This is a genomic window from Halomonas sp. HAL1, from assembly GCF_030544485.1.
Lineage (GTDB): Bacteria > Pseudomonadota > Gammaproteobacteria > Pseudomonadales > Halomonadaceae > Vreelandella > Vreelandella arctica.
Window position 1 is genome coordinate 777,235 of sequence record NZ_CP130610.1, and the last position, 15,154, is coordinate 792,388.

Sequence of the window (15,154 nt, forward strand, 5' to 3'; positions counted from 1 at the left end):
GTACGCCACGGCTCGAAAAACGTTAAGAAGTACCTGAGCGGGAACATCACAGCGGCATCTTCATGTTTATCTGCATTAGATTCAGCAGATTTGCATTAGAAGGTGCCGCTGTTTTTTGTGCTCTGTTAAAGTAACCCAGTTGGATGTGGTAAACGTCTGATGTTTCTTTCACCTGCTGCCGGAGAGCGGCCCTTGGATACGCGCTTCCCCTTTGTTGATTGGTTTCGTAACGCCTCCCCCTACATTAATGCTCACCGGGGGCGAACCTTTGTCATCTTAATTGAAGGCGAAGCGATGGCGTCTGGCCGCGGGGAGCAACTGATTCAGGATTTAGCCCTGTTGCACACCCTGGGCGTGCGCTTGGTCGTGGTGTTTGGTATTCGTCCCCAGGTGCATGAATCGCTCACCGCCGCGGGCGTTGAGCCCACGCGTATCGACGGCCGCTGGGTAGCGGATCGCGCCGTGATGGCCCATGTAGAGCAGGTCGCCGCCCGCCAGCGGCTGTGGCTGGAAGCGCGGCTGTCGCTGGGCCTGCCCAGCACACCGCTGCACGGTGTAGAGCTCAGCGTGATCTCTGGCAACCTGGTGACCGCCAAGCCACTAGGCGTGCGTGAAGGCGTCGATTTCGACCACAGCGGTGAAGTGCGTCGGGTGCGTGCCAACGCCATTGAAGGTCTGCTGGAAAAAGGTTCATTGGTGCTGCTGCCGCCGCTGGGCTTCTCCAGTACCGGCGAAGTGTTCGATTTAGACGCCTCCGAAGTCGCCCAGCACGCCGCCGTCGCGCTGAAAGCCGACAAGCTGATTCTGCTCGGTGAGTCGGAAGGGCTGGAAGATGAGCACGGCGCGCTACTGCGCCAACTCTCGCCAGCAGAAGCCGAGCCGCGTTTAACCAATGCCGTTCCTGGCAGTGAGTTAGCCCGCCATTTACAGGCCGCCTGCACCGCCGCACGGGAAGGCGTGGCGCGTACGCACCTGCTCTCCTGGCACAACCATGACGCCCTGCTGGGTGAGCTGTTCACCCGTGATGGCGTGGGTACCATGATTACCCAGCACCGCTACGAACAGCTGCGCCCCGCAACGCTGAACGATGTGGCGGGCCTGCTGGAACTGCTGGAACCGCTAGAGCGGCGGGGCATGCTGGTCGCCCGCTCCCGGGAGCGCCTGGAGCACGAAATCGATGATTACATGGTGATCGAGCGCGACGGCATGGTGATCGGCTGCGCCGCGCTGCATGTCTTCCCCGATACCAGTATTGCCGAACTCGCCTGCGTAGCCGTGCACGACAGCTACCGTGGCGGCGAGCGCGGCGAGCGCTTGGTGGAAGCCATGGAGCGCCGTGCCCGCCAGCGCGGCTTAAACGAAATGTTCGTGCTGACCACCCACACCGCCCACTGGTTTGTAGAGCGCGGCTTCCGCGCCGCCAGCCTGGAAGATCTCCCGCCACTAAAGCGCGAAACCTACAATCACGCGCGTAAATCGAAGGTGTTAGTCAAGCAGTTAGCGTAATGCGCTTATTCACAGCGCTGGATTAACGGGTTGGATCAACTAGCTTCACGCGGCATCAGCGAAAACATCGCCGGCTGTTGTCGCGCTTCTTGTTGAACAGCTTCATCGATCGGTGTGTCGTAGGTGTTGAGCAGGTAGCCCAGCACCGAATAGAAACCCACCATGGCGATCAGATCGATTACTGCCTTACGCCCGATCGCCTCGGCAAGTTCTGCTTCCTGCGCCTTGGCCAGCATGCGCTCATCGAATAACGCATCCACAGCGTTGACGATAAGGCCGTCGATGCCTTCGGGTGTACCGCGAATAGCCGTAATGCGGTGTTCGGAGAACCCCAGGGCGAGCGCCCGGCTCACATGATGGGCCCACTCGTAGGCGGAGCCCATACGCAGAGCCGCGCGTAATATCACCACTTCGGTCAGCGCTGGGCCTAACGCATTCTCCTTAACGACGTGTTGGCGCAAGGGCGCCCAGGCGCTAAGCAAAGCCGGGTGATGGGCCATGGTGCGATACACATTGAGCGCGCCAGCAAAGCCCTCGCGTAAGTCAGCGATCTCCTCAGGCCAGTTGGCGTCAGAAATGGGCGGGCAGGGGGACAGTGGCATGGGTGAACTCCAGTTAGATCGTTATTCAGATAGTTGTCGTGTTATTACTCTGCAATGGCGGCGTCGATGGCCCCGACGATACGCTCAATGATCAGATCTACTTCGTCAGGCGCAATGATATAAGGCGGTGCCAGCAGGATATGGTCGCCGTGAATGCCATCAATGGTGCCGCCCATCGGGTAGCTGATCAGGCCACGCGCCATCGCCTGCCGCTTGATCTTAGCGTGAAGCTTGCGAGCCGGGTCAAAAGGCGTTTTGCTTTCCCTATCCGCGACAACCTCGATACCGCGAAACAAGCCCCTGCCGCGAATATCACCCACATGGGGCGATGCATCGAGCGCCGCTTCAAGGCCGCTCTGCAATCTCATGCCCATTTTATTAACATTCGCCAGTGTCTCCGGCCGGGCAATGATCTCCACCACCTTGTTAGCGGCTGCGGCAGCCACAGGGTGGCCAAGATAGGTATGGCCATGCTGAAAAAGCCCAGACCCATTGGCGAAACTGGCGTAGAGGTTGGCCGATAGCATCACCGCGCCGATCGGCTGGTAGCCGCCACCCAAACCCTTGGCGATCGTGATGATATCCGGGACGACTCCATCTTGCTCACAGGCGAAGACGGTGCCGGTTCTTCCCATGCCGCACATCACTTCGTCGAGAATCAGCAGTACGCCGTATTTATCGCAAATGGCACGCACGCGCTTGAAGTAATCCGCCTCGGAGGCGACCGCCCCTAAGGTGGCACCGACCACGGGTTCGGCAACGAAGGCCATGACCTCTTCAGGGCCAAGTTCGAGAATTTTCGCCTCAAGCTCTTCGGCAAGCCGCGCCGCGTAGGCCTCGGGCGATTCATCGCTGCCCTTATCGCGATACGCATAACAAGGCGATACATGGTGGGTTTCTGGCAGGATAGGCTGAAACTGCTGGCGCCGCATGGCGTTGCCACCAGTGGCCAATGCGCCGATGGTATTGCCGTGGTAGCTCTGGCGTCTGGCGATGATATGCCGCCGCTGAGGCTGATTGATCTCGACAAAGTACTGCCGGGCCATTTTCAGCGCCGCTTCAACGGCTTCTGACCCACCCGACACCAGGTAGACGTAATCCAACCCGTCTGGAGCCAAATCCACCAACTTTTCGGCTAGCGCTTCGGCGGCATCGGTAGTGAAGAATGAAGTGTGGGCGTAACAGAGGCTATCGATCTGTGAGCGCATGGCAGCCAGCACTTCCGGGTGGGCATGACCGACGCTGGTGACCGCAGCGCCTCCTGAGCCATCCAGATAGCGGCGCCCCGTAGTATCCGTGATATAGACTCCCTGTGCTGATGCAGCATGAGGCAACTGCGCGCCGATACTGCGGTGAAGAATACGCGTCATAGTCTCTTTTCCTCATGATCAAAACGGTGAGCAGCTCACATGACAATGAGATTGACATACTCACAAAGATATTTGCAACAAATAAATCATTAAAATAACATATGAAACATATAGATCATTTGTTCGCAGAGCCAACCCTTATTTCTTCACAGAGCCAACGACTATGCAGCCGAGCTATTCGCTGAGAGAGCAGATGATTGCCCAGTACGATGCCATGTCTGCACAGCTGCAGCAGGCCGCGCGCTACGTTCTTGAGCATCCGCAGGACGTGGCGCTGGTGTCCATGCGCGAAGTGGCGCGCCATGCCGCTGTACAACCCGCCACCATGACACGGCTGGCCAAATTCTTGGGGTTGCCAGGCTACGACGAACTGCGGGCGCAGTATGCCGCGGCGTTACGCGAGGGGGGCGATGGCTTTGCGGCCAAGGTTCAAAAGCGGGTGGATGAAGGCAGTGAAAGGGGAGTAAGCGATATCGCCTCGCATATGCTTCAGGGGCTAAGTGTCCAGCTTGAAAAGCTGTGTGAGCCCGATTCGCTACGGCGGCTGGAAGCAGCGGCCGATAGGCTAAAGTCAGCGAGAAAGGTGTACGTGCTGGGTTTACGTTCCAGCCATGCCGTTGCCTGGCACTTCCATTACGTGATGACCCTGCTAGGCGAGCGTTCGGTGCACCTGGATGGGCCTGGAGGAACCGGCGGAGACGCGTTAATCCGCGCTACCTCTGAGGATGTCTTGCTCGTTATTTCCATCAAACCTTATGCAACCGGGGCGCTGGAACTGGCCCAGTTGGCAAAAGCGCAGGGGGTAGGCATTGTTTCCATTACTGATAGTGAAGTCTCGCCGCTGGTAGCGCTGTCAGAGCAGGCCGTTTTTTGCCCCACAGAAAGCGATAGCTTTTTCCATACGCTAACCCCGGCATTAGCCGTCTCCGAAGTGCTTTGCAGCTTATTGGCGGAGTTCGATCGGCCCAAAACGCTAGAGGCGTTGCAGCAAGCGGATGAACACCTCTTGCATCTCAATACCTATGCGACGGCTATCCCCAGGCGGCGGTGAGAAGCTGACTTAAACCGACCAGCGTTTTGTCATTTTTTGGCAGTTTTGTTTAATGCGCCGAGACAGGCGCTCTAACAATACATGCTCTGTACCTGGCGTTGCGACCTCCTGCAATGCCTCTATCACAGTGGGTAAAACGCTGAGTATTTCATCGGCGAGACGTGCGCCTAAGCTCATGAAGTATGCAGGTTTAAATCCCAACGCCTGGGCGAGAGAAGCAAGGTGTGAGCGTTCGATACTGCCGGGCTGATCAATGCCAGACACTCGAAATGCAAAGCGGTTCGAGAGACCGCTATAGAGCGTCGTGCACATGAGATCGTAAAACGGGGCTAGTTGAACGCCCTGAGGCGTTTGCAATATAGAGAGGTTTTTGGCGTGGCTGTCATTGTTACCAATAAACAGGTTGAAAAAAAACCACTGCGAAAAACGCAGCAGGTCTTTTGCGGGAACACCCGCCGCCTGAAGTAACTGCCGACACTCAATGAGGCCAGGCCCTCCGTCGCTTTCGTATTTGAGGGTGGAAGGTGTCCCTGCTAATTGGCAAATATCTAGCTGGTGATAACGCTGTAAGTTGCCGTGCTCATCATAAAACCGGTCATAGCGCTTAACTAAACAGGCGCGTGTTTGAGGCTGGAAGGTAGCTTCAGCTACCCCTAGCGCTAACGCGGCGGCTAGTTGCATACAGAGCGTTTCATTAAGCGCAGAACACCACACGCCTTTCAAACCACGGATATCCGGTTTCAAAATATGGCTTGAAGGCGCGGCCCCTTCAGGCAGCGCCGGGCTGCCATCAGCGAGTACCATTAGCAGCAGTTTAGTTTGAGCGCCCGCTAATGAAATTCGCGCTTGGGGAGCAAGTTGCCCGGTTAATTCACCCTGGGTTTCATTATGCAGAAAGTCGTTTATAGCTTCCCAGTCCGTCTTGCGATAGCTGGCTGGTCGAGGCGTTTCACCTTGCGGGAGTAGGGTGTAGCCACTCGCCGTATCACCGCCAATCGACTTTAAAAGACCAAAAACAGTGGTGGTGTGGTGGCGTAGCTCAATATAGCGACGTAGTTCGCCCTCAGGCAGTAGGTTTTCGAAGTAGGCCAGCACACTATCGCCGCTATGTCGTTGTTGAGTCAGCGGTAGCTGGGGCGAAAGGCTATTCGCTTGGTTATTGGCTAGCCACTCCTGAGTATAGTCAAACCGCAACGGCTGAGTGTTATGCAAACGCCCGACATGCAGTTCCCCCCAGAACAGGTCAAGCGCTTCGCTATGGGCGGCCATGGTGATTCCCTTTGCGCTGTATAATCACTTCCAATCCCATTAGATCCAAAACATCGAGTACTTTTTGTAGCTGCAGGGTTGGCTTGCCGCGTTCAAGATCGACGATAAAGCGGTTGCCTGTACCCGCAAGCCCGGCAATATCACTTTGCAGCAATGATTGATCACGCCGGGTTTGTTGAACTAGCTTGCCCAGCTCTTCACTGCTGCGAATACGTTTTGCACTCTCTATCTGGGAGGTCATAGCGACTGTCCGATAAAATTACCGTACGGTAATGATAGACCATATTAGTGATCAAAACGCTATGATTATTCCCGATCGGTAACTTTCAGTGATTAGAGAGGCTTTCTGGAAGGAAATATTACCGAACGGGAATATTTCGGTGGTCAGTGATTTTATACGAAACGCATTAACGGGGCGGCTCGAGGCCGCCCCGTTAATGTGTGCGCTATATCTGAATAACAAACGCTTAGGTGTTTAAAATCACGCCACCATTGAGGTGCATGGTCTGGCCGCTCATGTAGGAAGACTCTTCGCTGGCCAGATAAACATACGCAGGCCCCATTTCGCTGGGCTGGCCTGCGCGATTCATCGGTACCTGACCGCCGAATGAGGCTACTTTTTCATCCTCAAAGCTGGCCGGAATCAGCGGGGTCCACACAGGCCCTGGCGCCACGGCGTTTACGCGAATGCCGCGATCCATCAGCGACATCGCCAGCGAGCGCACTAACCCCTGAATAGCGCCTTTGGTGGCGGTGTAATCGATCAGCGTCGCGTTGCCCTTAAAGGCGTTGATAGAGGACGTGCAGATGATCGTATCGCCCTTGTCGAGATGCGGCAGGGCAGATTTGGTGAGATAGAAATGGCTGAAAATGTTGGTCTGAAACGTACGCAGCAGCTGTTCATCGGGGATCTCGGTAATATCGTCCCAATCATACTGTTCAGCGGCATTATTGATCACAATATTAATCTTGCCGAAGTGATCGAGCGTGCGCTTAACAATATCGCGGCAAAAGTCTGGTTCAGCCACATCGCCTTTTAACACCAAGCAACGGCGGCCTTCCGCTTCGACTAACCGTTTGGTCTCTTCGGCATCTTTATCTTCGTCTAAATAGGCAATCGTGCAGTCCGCGCCCTCGCGGGCATAGTGCACGGCCACGGCACGACCAATGCCGCTGTCGCCGCCGGTAATAATCGCGACTTTTTCCAACAGCTTGTCAGTGCCGCGGTAGCTTTCGCGAATGTACTCAGGCTCCGGGTGCATCGCGTACTCATCACCCGGCTGCTTATCTTGATGCTGGGGAGGTTGCTTTTGATCACTCATGTGCGGTCACTCCATTGTTGGCACGGATGTGTGTCGTTCAAACTGATGGTTACTACCTATGACTGATGGTTAACATTGATGGTTAACACCTAAGGCAAACAGCAAATATTCACTCCTCGAATATTCGCCAACCTTCAACGTAGACCAAAGGCGTAGAAACAAGCAAGCCGCCGTTAATTAATGGACTTTTATAGATTTCAGGGATTTAGCTGATATTCGATAACAGGCGTTAAGGTAAAACCCCATTCTGATAAATAAATAACCTATGTTAAGTAAATAAATGGGTTTTTAAATGGCGGCGCGCATAAATTGACAATAATAGAAAGAGCGCTATGTTTTAAAAGTGCTCGGTTTTAAAAGAGCTAGGCTTTAAAAGACTAACTTTTATAAGCGCTATATCAAGCACTATGTTTTGAAGGTAATCAATCTATTAAGGAGGATGAGGATAAGTTCACTAGGATAAGTGCTTATTTTCTCTAAGTGCATAATTTTATTAACGTATTAGGTATTAACATCGTAGCGTTAATGAGGTGCACCCGATAGATTCGCAGTGACGCTGATTGTGTTTCACCACGGATGCTGACAAGTGAGACGACAAGGAGGAAGTGACAGATGACCGATCAAGGAAAGCAGCCCAATCCAGGCGCACCCAACCAGACAAGCCACTCAACGGAGTCGCTCAAACAGCAAGGACGCGATACCGCACATGAGGTGAGTGATGCGGCCCATCATCAGGCTGAAAGCTATTTCAATCAACAGCGCGATACTGCTGCAGATCAGTCCCACAAGCTAACCGGCGTTCTGCAAAAGATGGCCGACGAGTTTGATAATCAGCAGCAGCCTTATTTTTCTAAACAAGCACGAAAGTTTGCTGATACCACTGAGCGCTTTTCGCATGGTTTGCGGGATAAAGATTTAAACACCGTATGCAATGAAGCGAAGAGTTTTAGCCGCCGCGAACCCGCGCTGTTTATTGGTGGTGTTATTGCCGCGGGTTTCTTGGCTTCCCGCTTTCTGCGTAGTTCTGGCCAGCACTCGCATAGTGACGATTCGCACTCACGTTATTCAAATACCACCGACGAGCGCGCAACGGGTCTTCCGATGCAGGAAAACGTACCTGCCGGGCAGGCGTCACCAGTTAGCCAATCATCAAGTCTTTCAGGCAGCTCCGTTGCCGGTAATGCAGCAGTAGGTTCATCGGGTCGAGAAAATGGAATGCCCTAACGTAAGGGCCAGGGAGGCATAGAATGGATTCGGATAACAAACCCACGTCGCAAAGTTCATCGGTCGGTACGCTACTGTCGACGGTGATGCAGGAAATTAGCTCGCTGGTGCGCAACGAAGCCGCGCTCGCCAAGACCGAGATGACCGAGAAAACCCATCAAGCGATGGGCGCCATCGCTTCGATTGCGATGGCCGGTGCGGTACTGATGGGCGGCTTTTTAACCCTGTTGGCAGCGTTAGTCTTTCTGCTTAATGAGGTGCTTCCGCCCGAGACCACACCGTGGCTCTCTGCGTTGATTGTCGGCGTCGTTGTGTCGGTTATCGGTGTGATGATGCTTAAAGCGGGCCAGAAGAAACTGCAGGCGCGTAATTTGATGCCCAGCCGTACGATGCATAGTTTGCAAAGCGACAAAACAACGGCGAAACAGCATCAGCACAACGTCAAGGAGGAGTTGAAATGACGGATCATGACCATCAGCGCAGTCCCGAAGAGATTGAAAAGGATATCAATCAATCGCGCGAGCGCCTTGATTCTACCCTGCATGAAATCGAAGAGCGCTTCTCTCCTCAGCAGCTGTTGAATACCTCCTATGAGTATATTCGCCATGGAGGCGCTAACGAATTCGTGTCTAATTTAGGCACCACCATTAAGCAGAACCCGCTGCCGTTTCTGGTCACCACTGCCGGTCTTGGCTGGTTAATGCTGGCACAGCGTCACCCAAATGAGCCACACCACAAGCAGCAGTACGCATCTGATATCGACCAGCGCTTTTACACCGGCGGGCAGTCTTCATCGGGCACTAGCGGCTCCCATGGCGCGCCAGGTATACCCGTGCATGAAGGCACGCATCCCAACGCTGGAACGCCCACCTACAGCGGTAGTTCAGAAAGCCATAGCGATGGTCAAGGCCGTATGAGCCGGGCGAAAGAAGGTGCCAGCAGCATGAAAGACGGTGCCAAAGGCAAAGCCCAACACTTAGGCGAAAAAGCCAAGCACACCGCACAGCAATGGGGCAGTAAGGCTCACCAAATGGGGGATAATATGCGCAATTCTTCATCCCATCTTCAGCACAGTGCTCACGATCGCATGCACGATATGGAGCATCGTGCTCACCAGTCCGGGAGCCAAGCCTCCGATTTTATCCAGGATCATCCGCTAGTGGTCGGCGCACTTGGGTTTGCGCTGGGTGCTGCCTTAGGCGGTATTTTCCCCGCCACCAAGAAAGAGGATGAGTACATGGGTGAGTATCGCGACCGCGTTATGCATAAGGCAGCCGAAACCGGGCAAGCGCAAGCGGATAAGGCTCAGCATACGATCCATGAAAAAGCCGAATCTGCTAAGGGCGATTCCCATCGCGCTAATGATGCGAACGTAAACGCCCCACAGCATCAGGAAGCGGGAGTTGCAGGCTCACCCACCCCAACGCCCACAACGGAGCGCTCTGCACCTGAGAGCCATGACCAAAAGCATGACCATCAGAAACATAGCCAGGGCTTGGCGGGGTCGAGCACACCTTCCGGCAACACCCAAGGGTCGGGGACTAACCAAACGCCCTAACATTGCTGATGTGGCTGATAAAAAATGAGTGAAACCAGTGGCCGCTTAATGCGGCCACTGCTCTTTAGCAAGAACGGTTTAGCAAGACCGGTTTGGCTAGAACAGTCGGCATAAAAAGCCAGCACAAAAGCCGCTAACAGCGCTAATCGATAGCGGCAAACCATAAGCATTATTGGGATTCCCAATACGGTCCGTTTAATACGCTATTAATTATCCAACTGTCTGTTTTTAAATGGTTATATTTAAAATGGTGATTGGTTGGACGCCGCGCTGCTGCATTGCAAGTTAGTCAGTAACAGCTACAGTAAAAGCAGCTTGGATAGGAGGTGAGATTGATAGCCTTCATTCTTGCGTTTATCACGCTATTCAAGGAGCCCGGTTGGCTGAGATAGCCAGGGCAATAAGGAAACCCAGACCCTCACCATAAGGAAAAAGCGATGACTCAAGCCTCCGAGCACGACAAAAAAGCGCCTAAAGATCGCGACGATCACCACGATGATGCCAATCCAATGCCGGATACCCATCACGTTAATCCCGATTCCGACAGCCAGAAATCAAAGGATGACCAGAAAAAAGGTCACTGAATATGCTTTGAGCGCTGCTGATAACAGCGCTGATACCGCTAAGGCGCTACTGATGAGTAGCGCCTTTTTCATTTAACGCTAAACCTCGATGTTGATAGACGACGTTGATACGGAAACGTCACCTAACGAGGTAGGCAGCAACTGCCCCAATGAGGAGTAGAGGGCGTCAGAAGAGGAGGCTGCAACCGCTTGATCCGTCTTTTCCATGGCTTCTTCCGCTTTCTTTAGCTCACGACGAGCTTCCTTGTCTTCTTCACTCAGCCGAATCTTGAGTTCGTTAACCGCTTCGCGAAGCGCTTTCTGGGCGTCAGTCAGTACGCCGCGTAGTGCATGTTCACTAGCGCTGGCGCCATTGGATTTCGAGCGGTTGTCTTCATTCTGAATGGGGCTGGGTAGGCTAGGTAATAAGCCGAGCTCGCTGGATTCATCGCCTTCAGGCTCGCCCGCTGCTTTTTCGGCCTCTTGTTCCGCCTCTTCCTCTGCTGTTTGCGCATTGGCCTCGGCTTGCTGCGCGTCACTCGACACCGTTGCCTCAGCGCTCTCATCGCCACCCGTTTGGGCCGCAGCTGAATCGGCCCCGCTGGCTTGAGCGACTGTTGTTGGCGCTGCTGCTGCTGGAACCATTGAAGGGATAGCGGTCATGCCAGCACCGCCGCCACCTTGATTGCTCAATAGTTTAGCCGCACCGGCAAGTTCACGAGCGATGCTCTTGAGCTCCTTGGCCATGTTTTTAAGCTGTTCAGGAGAGGCGAAGGCCATCATGGCTTTCAGCATTTCAATCCGCTGCCGCAGGAAGCCCACTTTATCGGTAGCCTGCTGCTGGGAGGCTTCCTTTGGCGTAGGTAAAGACGCCAAGCTCTCCAACGCTTCCTGCTGCTTTTTAAGACGTTTAGTGAACGGGTCGTCTTCAGCGGGCTCGCTCTTTTGGGGAGCGACACGAGTAGGCGTTAAAAACTGTGGCTTATCCTGGCGCTGGTTAATCAGTGTAAATAACGAAAATCCTATCTTCATGGCGATGGCCTCTTCTCATTGTTATAAGGTATCGGCCATTTGGCTTAGGTCTTTAAAACCCGGTCTTTAACCCCCGGTCTTTAGACGTCGCTTAACTTCCACGCTTAGCCTGCCTTCACCTAGCTTCAGTTTCAGCTTCTGCCCAGGCTGGGTATCTTCCGCGCGTCGAATGACCTGGCCCTGTTCATCCTGGGCAATCGCGTAGCCACGCCCCAATACCGCCAGCGGGCTGACCGCATTGAGTTCCCGTGCAGCACTGGTTAATCGCGCCTGACGGTTTTCGAGCTGGCGCTGCATGGTCGCACCCAAGCGACGCTGAAGCTGGCTCACCCGCTCGCTTTCTGCCCGATGCAGCCGCGTCATATCCTGGCTGGCTAAGCGCCTGCTCAGCTGTGTTAGCTGGGCTTTTTGCAGGCTGAGCGTTTGCTGAATGGCGCGATTCAAGCGCTGATCAAGGGCGGTTAAGTGCTGGCGCTGGCGGTTGAGCTGCTCGCCGGGGTGGCGCAGCTTGGCGCGCAGGGTATCCAGCCGCTGGCTGTCGCGCTCTAACCGTGCCTGCATGGCCCGCTGCAAACGGCTGTGCTGATGCTCCAGTTGGCGCTTGAGGGTGTTCTGATCCGGCACTAATCGTTCGGCAGCGGCAGACGGCGTAGGCGCGCGCATATCCGCGGCGAAATCCGCCAGGGTGACATCCACCTCGTGACCTACCGCTGACATCACCGGCAGCCGGGAGTGAAAAATCGCCCGCGCTAGGTGCTCGTTATTAAACGCCCATAAATCTTCCAGGCTACCGCCGCCACGGGTGATCAAAATCACATCCCGCTCGGGGTCCAATCGCGCCTGACGGTTGAGCAACGCCAGCGCCGATATCATCGCCGGAGCGGCTTCAGCGCCCTGTACCGGCACCGGAATCAGCGTTACATCCGCCAGCGGCCAGCGCGCTTCCAGCACCGCCAACACATCGCGAATGGCCGCCCCGGTGGCGGAGCTCAAGATCAGCAGCTTGCGGGGCGGGAAGGGCAGTGGCCGGGCGTTGGCAAACACGCCTTCGCCTTCCAGCTGCGCTTTCAAGCGCTCAAACGCCGCCAGCAGTTCTCCCAGGCCCGCGGCCTGAACGGCATCGGCAATTAGCTGATAGTCGCCTCGCGGCTCGAACAGCGACACCCGCCCGCGAAGCTTGACCTGATCGCCATCTCGCATCGGCGCCGAGACAAATCGCGCCCGCTGACGAAATAGCGCACAGCGGATCTGCGCGCGGTCATCCTTCAGCGTGAAATAGACATGCCCAGAGGCCGGGCGGGAAACGTTAGAGAGCTCGCCCTCCACCCACACCTCGCCCACATCGCGCTCAAGGGTCTGCTTGGCGCGCTGGTTGAGTTGGCTGACGGAGAGTGCCTGGGGAGTAGGGGAGGCCATAGGGTTATGCCCGCTCTAATAAATAACGTTTTAACGCGGCAGGATCAGGCACGCCCTGAATCACTTCGCCATCGATCACCAAGGTCGGCACCGACTGAATGCGTGCCTCTTCCACCGAGTGACGTTGTGCCGCCTGGTGCTGCTCGCGGTAACGGCCTTCGGCCAGGGCATCCAACACCGCTTGGCGCTCCAAGCCCACTGACTCACCAATATCCGCCAGCACTTCCGGATCGCCAATATCGCGCTCCTGCTGGAAAAACGCTTTTAAGGCCGCCATTGAATAGGGGTGACCCAATCCCTGCTCTTCGGCCATGGCAAATACTTCAAAGGCTTTATCCGTACGTGGCTGCGGGGAAATGTTGGGCAGCGTAATGGGCACGCCGAGTTTTTCCGCCATGGGGTAAACCGAATCGCGCCACACCTGGGGCAGGTAAGGGTCTTCCACTTTCAGCGTAGGCACCGGGGCAGGGCGCAGCTCGAAAGGCCGCCAGCGAATTTCTACATCCATACCGTCGGTTGCTTGAACAATGGCTTCTTCAGCCAGCAGGCAGAAGGGGCAAACATAATCGGTGTAAACAATAATTTTTTGAGACAAAAGGCCCCCTTTGGATGAAAAAAATAACCGACAAACAGCCTACCAGCATTCGTCATTAGCATTTGGTATAAGTCTAACAGCGTCACTGCATTGCTGGGGTGGCCCTCAAAAAGCTATAATAGGCGATTAACCTTTCACGCCCCACTTCCTCTCAATCAGGGTGTTGCCGCTATGCTACGTATGGCCCAAGAAGCACTAACGTTCGATGACGTTCTCCTCGTTCCCGGCTTCTCCGATGTCCTCCCCAAGGATGTCAGCCTCAAAACCCGCCTGACCCGCAATCTATCGCTCAACATTCCGCTACTTTCTGCTGCGATGGACACCGTTACCGAAGCGCGTCTAGCGATTGCGATGGCTCAGGAAGGGGGCATCGGCATCATCCATAAAAGCATGACCATGACCCAGCAAGCCGCTGAAGTGCGCAAGGTCAAAAAGCACGAAAGCGTGATCGTGAAAGACCCGGTCACCGTTAGCCCCAAGGCCAAACTGGAAGATTTGCTCTCCATGGCGCGGGAGTACGGCTTCTCCGGCTTCCCCGTGGTAGAAGGCGAAACCCTGGTGGGCATTGTGACCGAGCGCGACATGCGCTTCCAGCCTAACCACGGCGACAGCGTCGAAGCGATCATGACGCCGCGTGACCGGCTGGTTACCGTTAAAGAAGGCACCGACCTCGAAACCAGCAAAGCCAAAATGCGCGAACACCGCATCGAGAAAATGCTGATCGTCGATGACGAATTCCATCTGCGTGGCCTGGTCACCTTCCAGGATATCGAAAAAGCCCGCACCTACCCGATGGCCGCCAAAGACAGCGATGGCCGTTTGTTGGTCGGCGCGGCAGTCGGCACCGGCCCGGAAACGCCGGACCGCGTCGCCGCGCTCGCCGAAGCTGGTGTGGACGTGATCATTGTCGATACCGCCCACGGCCACTCCCAAGGCGTGATTGACCGCGTACGTTGGATCAAACAGAACTTCCCGGCCATTCAGGTGATTGGTGGCAATATTGCCACCGGCGCCGCTGCCATAGCACTGGCCGAAGCGGGCGCCGATGCCGTGAAAGTTGGCATCGGCCCTGGCTCGATCTGCACCACGCGCATCGTCGCCGGTGTTGGCGTACCGCAAATCACCGCGGTTTCCAACGTGGCCGAAGCGCTCAAAGAGTACGACATTCCGCTGATTGCCGATGGCGGCGTGCGTTACTCCGGTGATTTGGCCAAAGCGATTGCCGCTGGCGCGAGCGCCGTGATGGTCGGTGGCCTGCTGGCCGGTACCGAAGAAGCCCCCGGCGAAGTCGAGCTTTACCAGGGCCGTACCTATAAAGCCTACCGTGGCATGGGCTCCATGGGTGCCATGTCCCAGAACCAGGGCAGCGCTGACCGCTACTTCCAGGATAAGAGCGAAGGCGCCGAGAAGCTGGTGCCGGAAGGCATCGAAGGCCGCGTACCCTATAAAGGCATGATGAGCGCCATCGTTCACCAACTGATGGGCGGCCTGCGCGCTTCCATGGGCTACACCGGCTGCCGCGATATTCAGGAAATGCGCACCAAGCCGGAGTTTGTACAAATTACCGGCGCTGGCTTCAACGAATCCCACGTCCATAACGTGCAGATCACCAAAGAAGCTCCCAACTATCGGGTGAGCTAACCAGC

General features: G+C 55.5%; 15 protein-coding genes. 7 read left to right on the top strand and 8 right to left on the bottom strand.

Going from position 1 to position 15,154, the window contains the following annotated elements; translation table 11 throughout:
- The first annotated feature begins 192 nt into the window (after window positions 1-192).
- Entirely contained in the window at window positions 193-1,506 is a 1,314-nt protein-coding gene (gene argA / locus Q3Y66_RS03705) for an amino-acid N-acetyltransferase (RefSeq protein ID WP_035587199.1), read from the top strand.
- A gap of 35 nt (window positions 1,507-1,541) precedes the next feature.
- On the opposite strand, the gene Q3Y66_RS03710 is transcribed toward argA, so the two are convergent.
- Window positions 1,542-2,108 carry a carboxymuconolactone decarboxylase family protein gene (locus Q3Y66_RS03710; RefSeq protein ID WP_008959033.1) on the bottom strand — a complete coding sequence of 189 codons (567 nt, stop codon included), beginning with the start codon at window positions 2,106-2,108 and terminating at the stop codon, window positions 1,542-1,544.
- A 44-nt stretch (window positions 2,109-2,152) separates the two neighbouring features.
- A complete protein-coding gene (locus Q3Y66_RS03715) occupies window positions 2,153-3,478 on the bottom strand; it encodes an aspartate aminotransferase family protein (protein ID WP_008959032.1) in 1,326 nt (441 codons plus the stop codon).
- Window positions 3,479-3,641: 163 nt separating this feature from the next.
- Between Q3Y66_RS03715 and Q3Y66_RS03720 the strand changes: the two genes are divergently transcribed.
- Window positions 3,642-4,529, top strand: a complete 888-nt coding sequence (locus Q3Y66_RS03720) for a MurR/RpiR family transcriptional regulator (RefSeq protein ID WP_008959031.1) — start codon at window positions 3,642-3,644, stop codon at window positions 4,527-4,529.
- A 9-nt stretch (window positions 4,530-4,538) separates the two neighbouring features.
- Here Q3Y66_RS03720 and Q3Y66_RS03725 read toward each other — a convergent pair whose 3' ends face one another.
- The 3 genes from Q3Y66_RS03725 to Q3Y66_RS03735 form a co-directional block, all read right to left on the bottom strand.
- A complete protein-coding gene (locus Q3Y66_RS03725) occupies window positions 4,539-5,798 on the bottom strand; it encodes a type II toxin-antitoxin system HipA family toxin (protein ID WP_008959030.1) in 1,260 nt (419 codons plus the stop codon).
- Window positions 5,785-6,039 (bottom strand): helix-turn-helix transcriptional regulator, encoded by a 255-nt coding sequence (locus Q3Y66_RS03730; RefSeq protein WP_008959029.1) that lies wholly within the window; start codon window positions 6,037-6,039, stop codon window positions 5,785-5,787. Before Q3Y66_RS03730 ends, Q3Y66_RS03725 begins: the two co-directional genes overlap by 14 nt.
- Window positions 6,040-6,265: 226 nt before the next feature.
- Window positions 6,266-7,120 (bottom strand): SDR family oxidoreductase, encoded by an 855-nt coding sequence (locus tag Q3Y66_RS03735; protein ID WP_008959028.1) that lies wholly within the window; start codon window positions 7,118-7,120, stop codon window positions 6,266-6,268.
- Window positions 7,121-7,732: 612 nt separating this feature from the next.
- Between Q3Y66_RS03735 and Q3Y66_RS03740 the strand changes: the two genes are divergently transcribed.
- The 4 genes from Q3Y66_RS03740 to Q3Y66_RS03755 all read left to right on the top strand — a co-directional run bounded on the left by Q3Y66_RS03740 (window position 7,733) and on the right by Q3Y66_RS03755 (window position 10,486).
- Window positions 7,733-8,344, top strand: coding sequence for a hypothetical protein (locus tag Q3Y66_RS03740; RefSeq protein WP_008959027.1), 612 nt, complete (start codon window positions 7,733-7,735; stop codon window positions 8,342-8,344).
- 23 nt (window positions 8,345-8,367) lie between these two features.
- Window positions 8,368-8,805: a phage holin family protein gene (locus tag Q3Y66_RS03745; RefSeq protein ID WP_008959026.1), complete on the top strand. Its 438-nt coding sequence runs from the start codon at window positions 8,368-8,370 to the stop codon at window positions 8,803-8,805.
- Entirely contained in the window at window positions 8,802-9,902 is a 1,101-nt protein-coding gene (locus Q3Y66_RS03750) for a DUF3618 domain-containing protein (RefSeq protein WP_008959025.1), read from the top strand. Before Q3Y66_RS03745 ends, Q3Y66_RS03750 begins: the two co-directional genes overlap by 4 nt.
- Window positions 9,903-10,339: 437 nt before the next feature.
- Window positions 10,340-10,486: a hypothetical protein gene (locus Q3Y66_RS03755; protein ID WP_008959023.1), complete on the top strand. Its 147-nt coding sequence runs from the start codon at window positions 10,340-10,342 to the stop codon at window positions 10,484-10,486.
- A gap of 78 nt (window positions 10,487-10,564) precedes the next feature.
- Here Q3Y66_RS03755 and Q3Y66_RS03760 read toward each other — a convergent pair whose 3' ends face one another.
- From Q3Y66_RS03760 to Q3Y66_RS03770, 3 genes are all read right to left on the bottom strand, one after another.
- Window positions 10,565-11,497, bottom strand: a complete 933-nt coding sequence (locus Q3Y66_RS03760; RefSeq protein ID WP_008959022.1) for a hypothetical protein — start codon at window positions 11,495-11,497, stop codon at window positions 10,565-10,567.
- Window positions 11,498-11,563: 66 nt separating this feature from the next.
- Window positions 11,564-12,913 (bottom strand): exodeoxyribonuclease VII large subunit, encoded by a 1,350-nt coding sequence (gene xseA / locus Q3Y66_RS03765; protein WP_008959021.1) that lies wholly within the window; start codon window positions 12,911-12,913, stop codon window positions 11,564-11,566.
- 4 nt (window positions 12,914-12,917) lie between these two features.
- The gene (locus Q3Y66_RS03770; protein WP_008959020.1) at window positions 12,918-13,508 is read right to left on the bottom strand and encodes a DsbA family protein; all 591 of its coding nucleotides are present in this window, start codon (window positions 13,506-13,508) and stop codon (window positions 12,918-12,920) included.
- Window positions 13,509-13,679: 171 nt separating this feature from the next.
- On the opposite strand from Q3Y66_RS03770, the gene guaB reads away from it, so the two are divergent.
- Window positions 13,680-15,149, top strand: coding sequence for an IMP dehydrogenase (gene guaB, locus Q3Y66_RS03775; RefSeq protein ID WP_008959019.1), 1,470 nt, complete (start codon window positions 13,680-13,682; stop codon window positions 15,147-15,149).
- The last annotated feature ends 5 nt before the right edge of the window (window positions 15,150-15,154 follow it).

What these genes read in the sequence shown, in the direction of transcription:
- Q3Y66_RS03720 (WP_008959031.1), top strand. Translation starts at nt 3,642, where the DNA reads ATGCAGCCGAGCTATTCGCTGAGAGAGCAGATGATTGCCCAGTACGAT.
- Q3Y66_RS03760 (WP_008959022.1), bottom strand. Translation starts at nt 11,497, where the DNA reads ATGAAGATAGGATTTTCGTTATTTACACTGATTAACCAGCGCCAGGAT.
- Q3Y66_RS03715 (WP_008959032.1), bottom strand. Translation starts at nt 3,478, where the DNA reads ATGACGCGTATTCTTCACCGCAGTATCGGCGCGCAGTTGCCTCATGCT.
- Q3Y66_RS03750 (WP_008959025.1), top strand. Translation starts at nt 8,802, where the DNA reads ATGACGGATCATGACCATCAGCGCAGTCCCGAAGAGATTGAAAAGGAT.
- Q3Y66_RS03740 (WP_008959027.1), top strand. Translation starts at nt 7,733, where the DNA reads ATGACCGATCAAGGAAAGCAGCCCAATCCAGGCGCACCCAACCAGACA.
- Q3Y66_RS03730 (WP_008959029.1), bottom strand. Translation starts at nt 6,039, where the DNA reads ATGACCTCCCAGATAGAGAGTGCAAAACGTATTCGCAGCAGTGAAGAG.
- Q3Y66_RS03725 (WP_008959030.1), bottom strand. Translation starts at nt 5,798, where the DNA reads ATGGCCGCCCATAGCGAAGCGCTTGACCTGTTCTGGGGGGAACTGCAT.
- Q3Y66_RS03735 (WP_008959028.1), bottom strand. Translation starts at nt 7,120, where the DNA reads ATGAGTGATCAAAAGCAACCTCCCCAGCATCAAGATAAGCAGCCGGGT.
- guaB (WP_008959019.1), top strand. Translation starts at nt 13,680, where the DNA reads ATGCTACGTATGGCCCAAGAAGCACTAACGTTCGATGACGTTCTCCTC.
- Q3Y66_RS03745 (WP_008959026.1), top strand. Translation starts at nt 8,368, where the DNA reads ATGGATTCGGATAACAAACCCACGTCGCAAAGTTCATCGGTCGGTACG.
- xseA (WP_008959021.1), bottom strand. Translation starts at nt 12,913, where the DNA reads ATGGCCTCCCCTACTCCCCAGGCACTCTCCGTCAGCCAACTCAACCAG.
- Q3Y66_RS03710 (WP_008959033.1), bottom strand. Translation starts at nt 2,108, where the DNA reads ATGCCACTGTCCCCCTGCCCGCCCATTTCTGACGCCAACTGGCCTGAG.
- Q3Y66_RS03755 (WP_008959023.1), top strand. Translation starts at nt 10,340, where the DNA reads ATGACTCAAGCCTCCGAGCACGACAAAAAAGCGCCTAAAGATCGCGAC.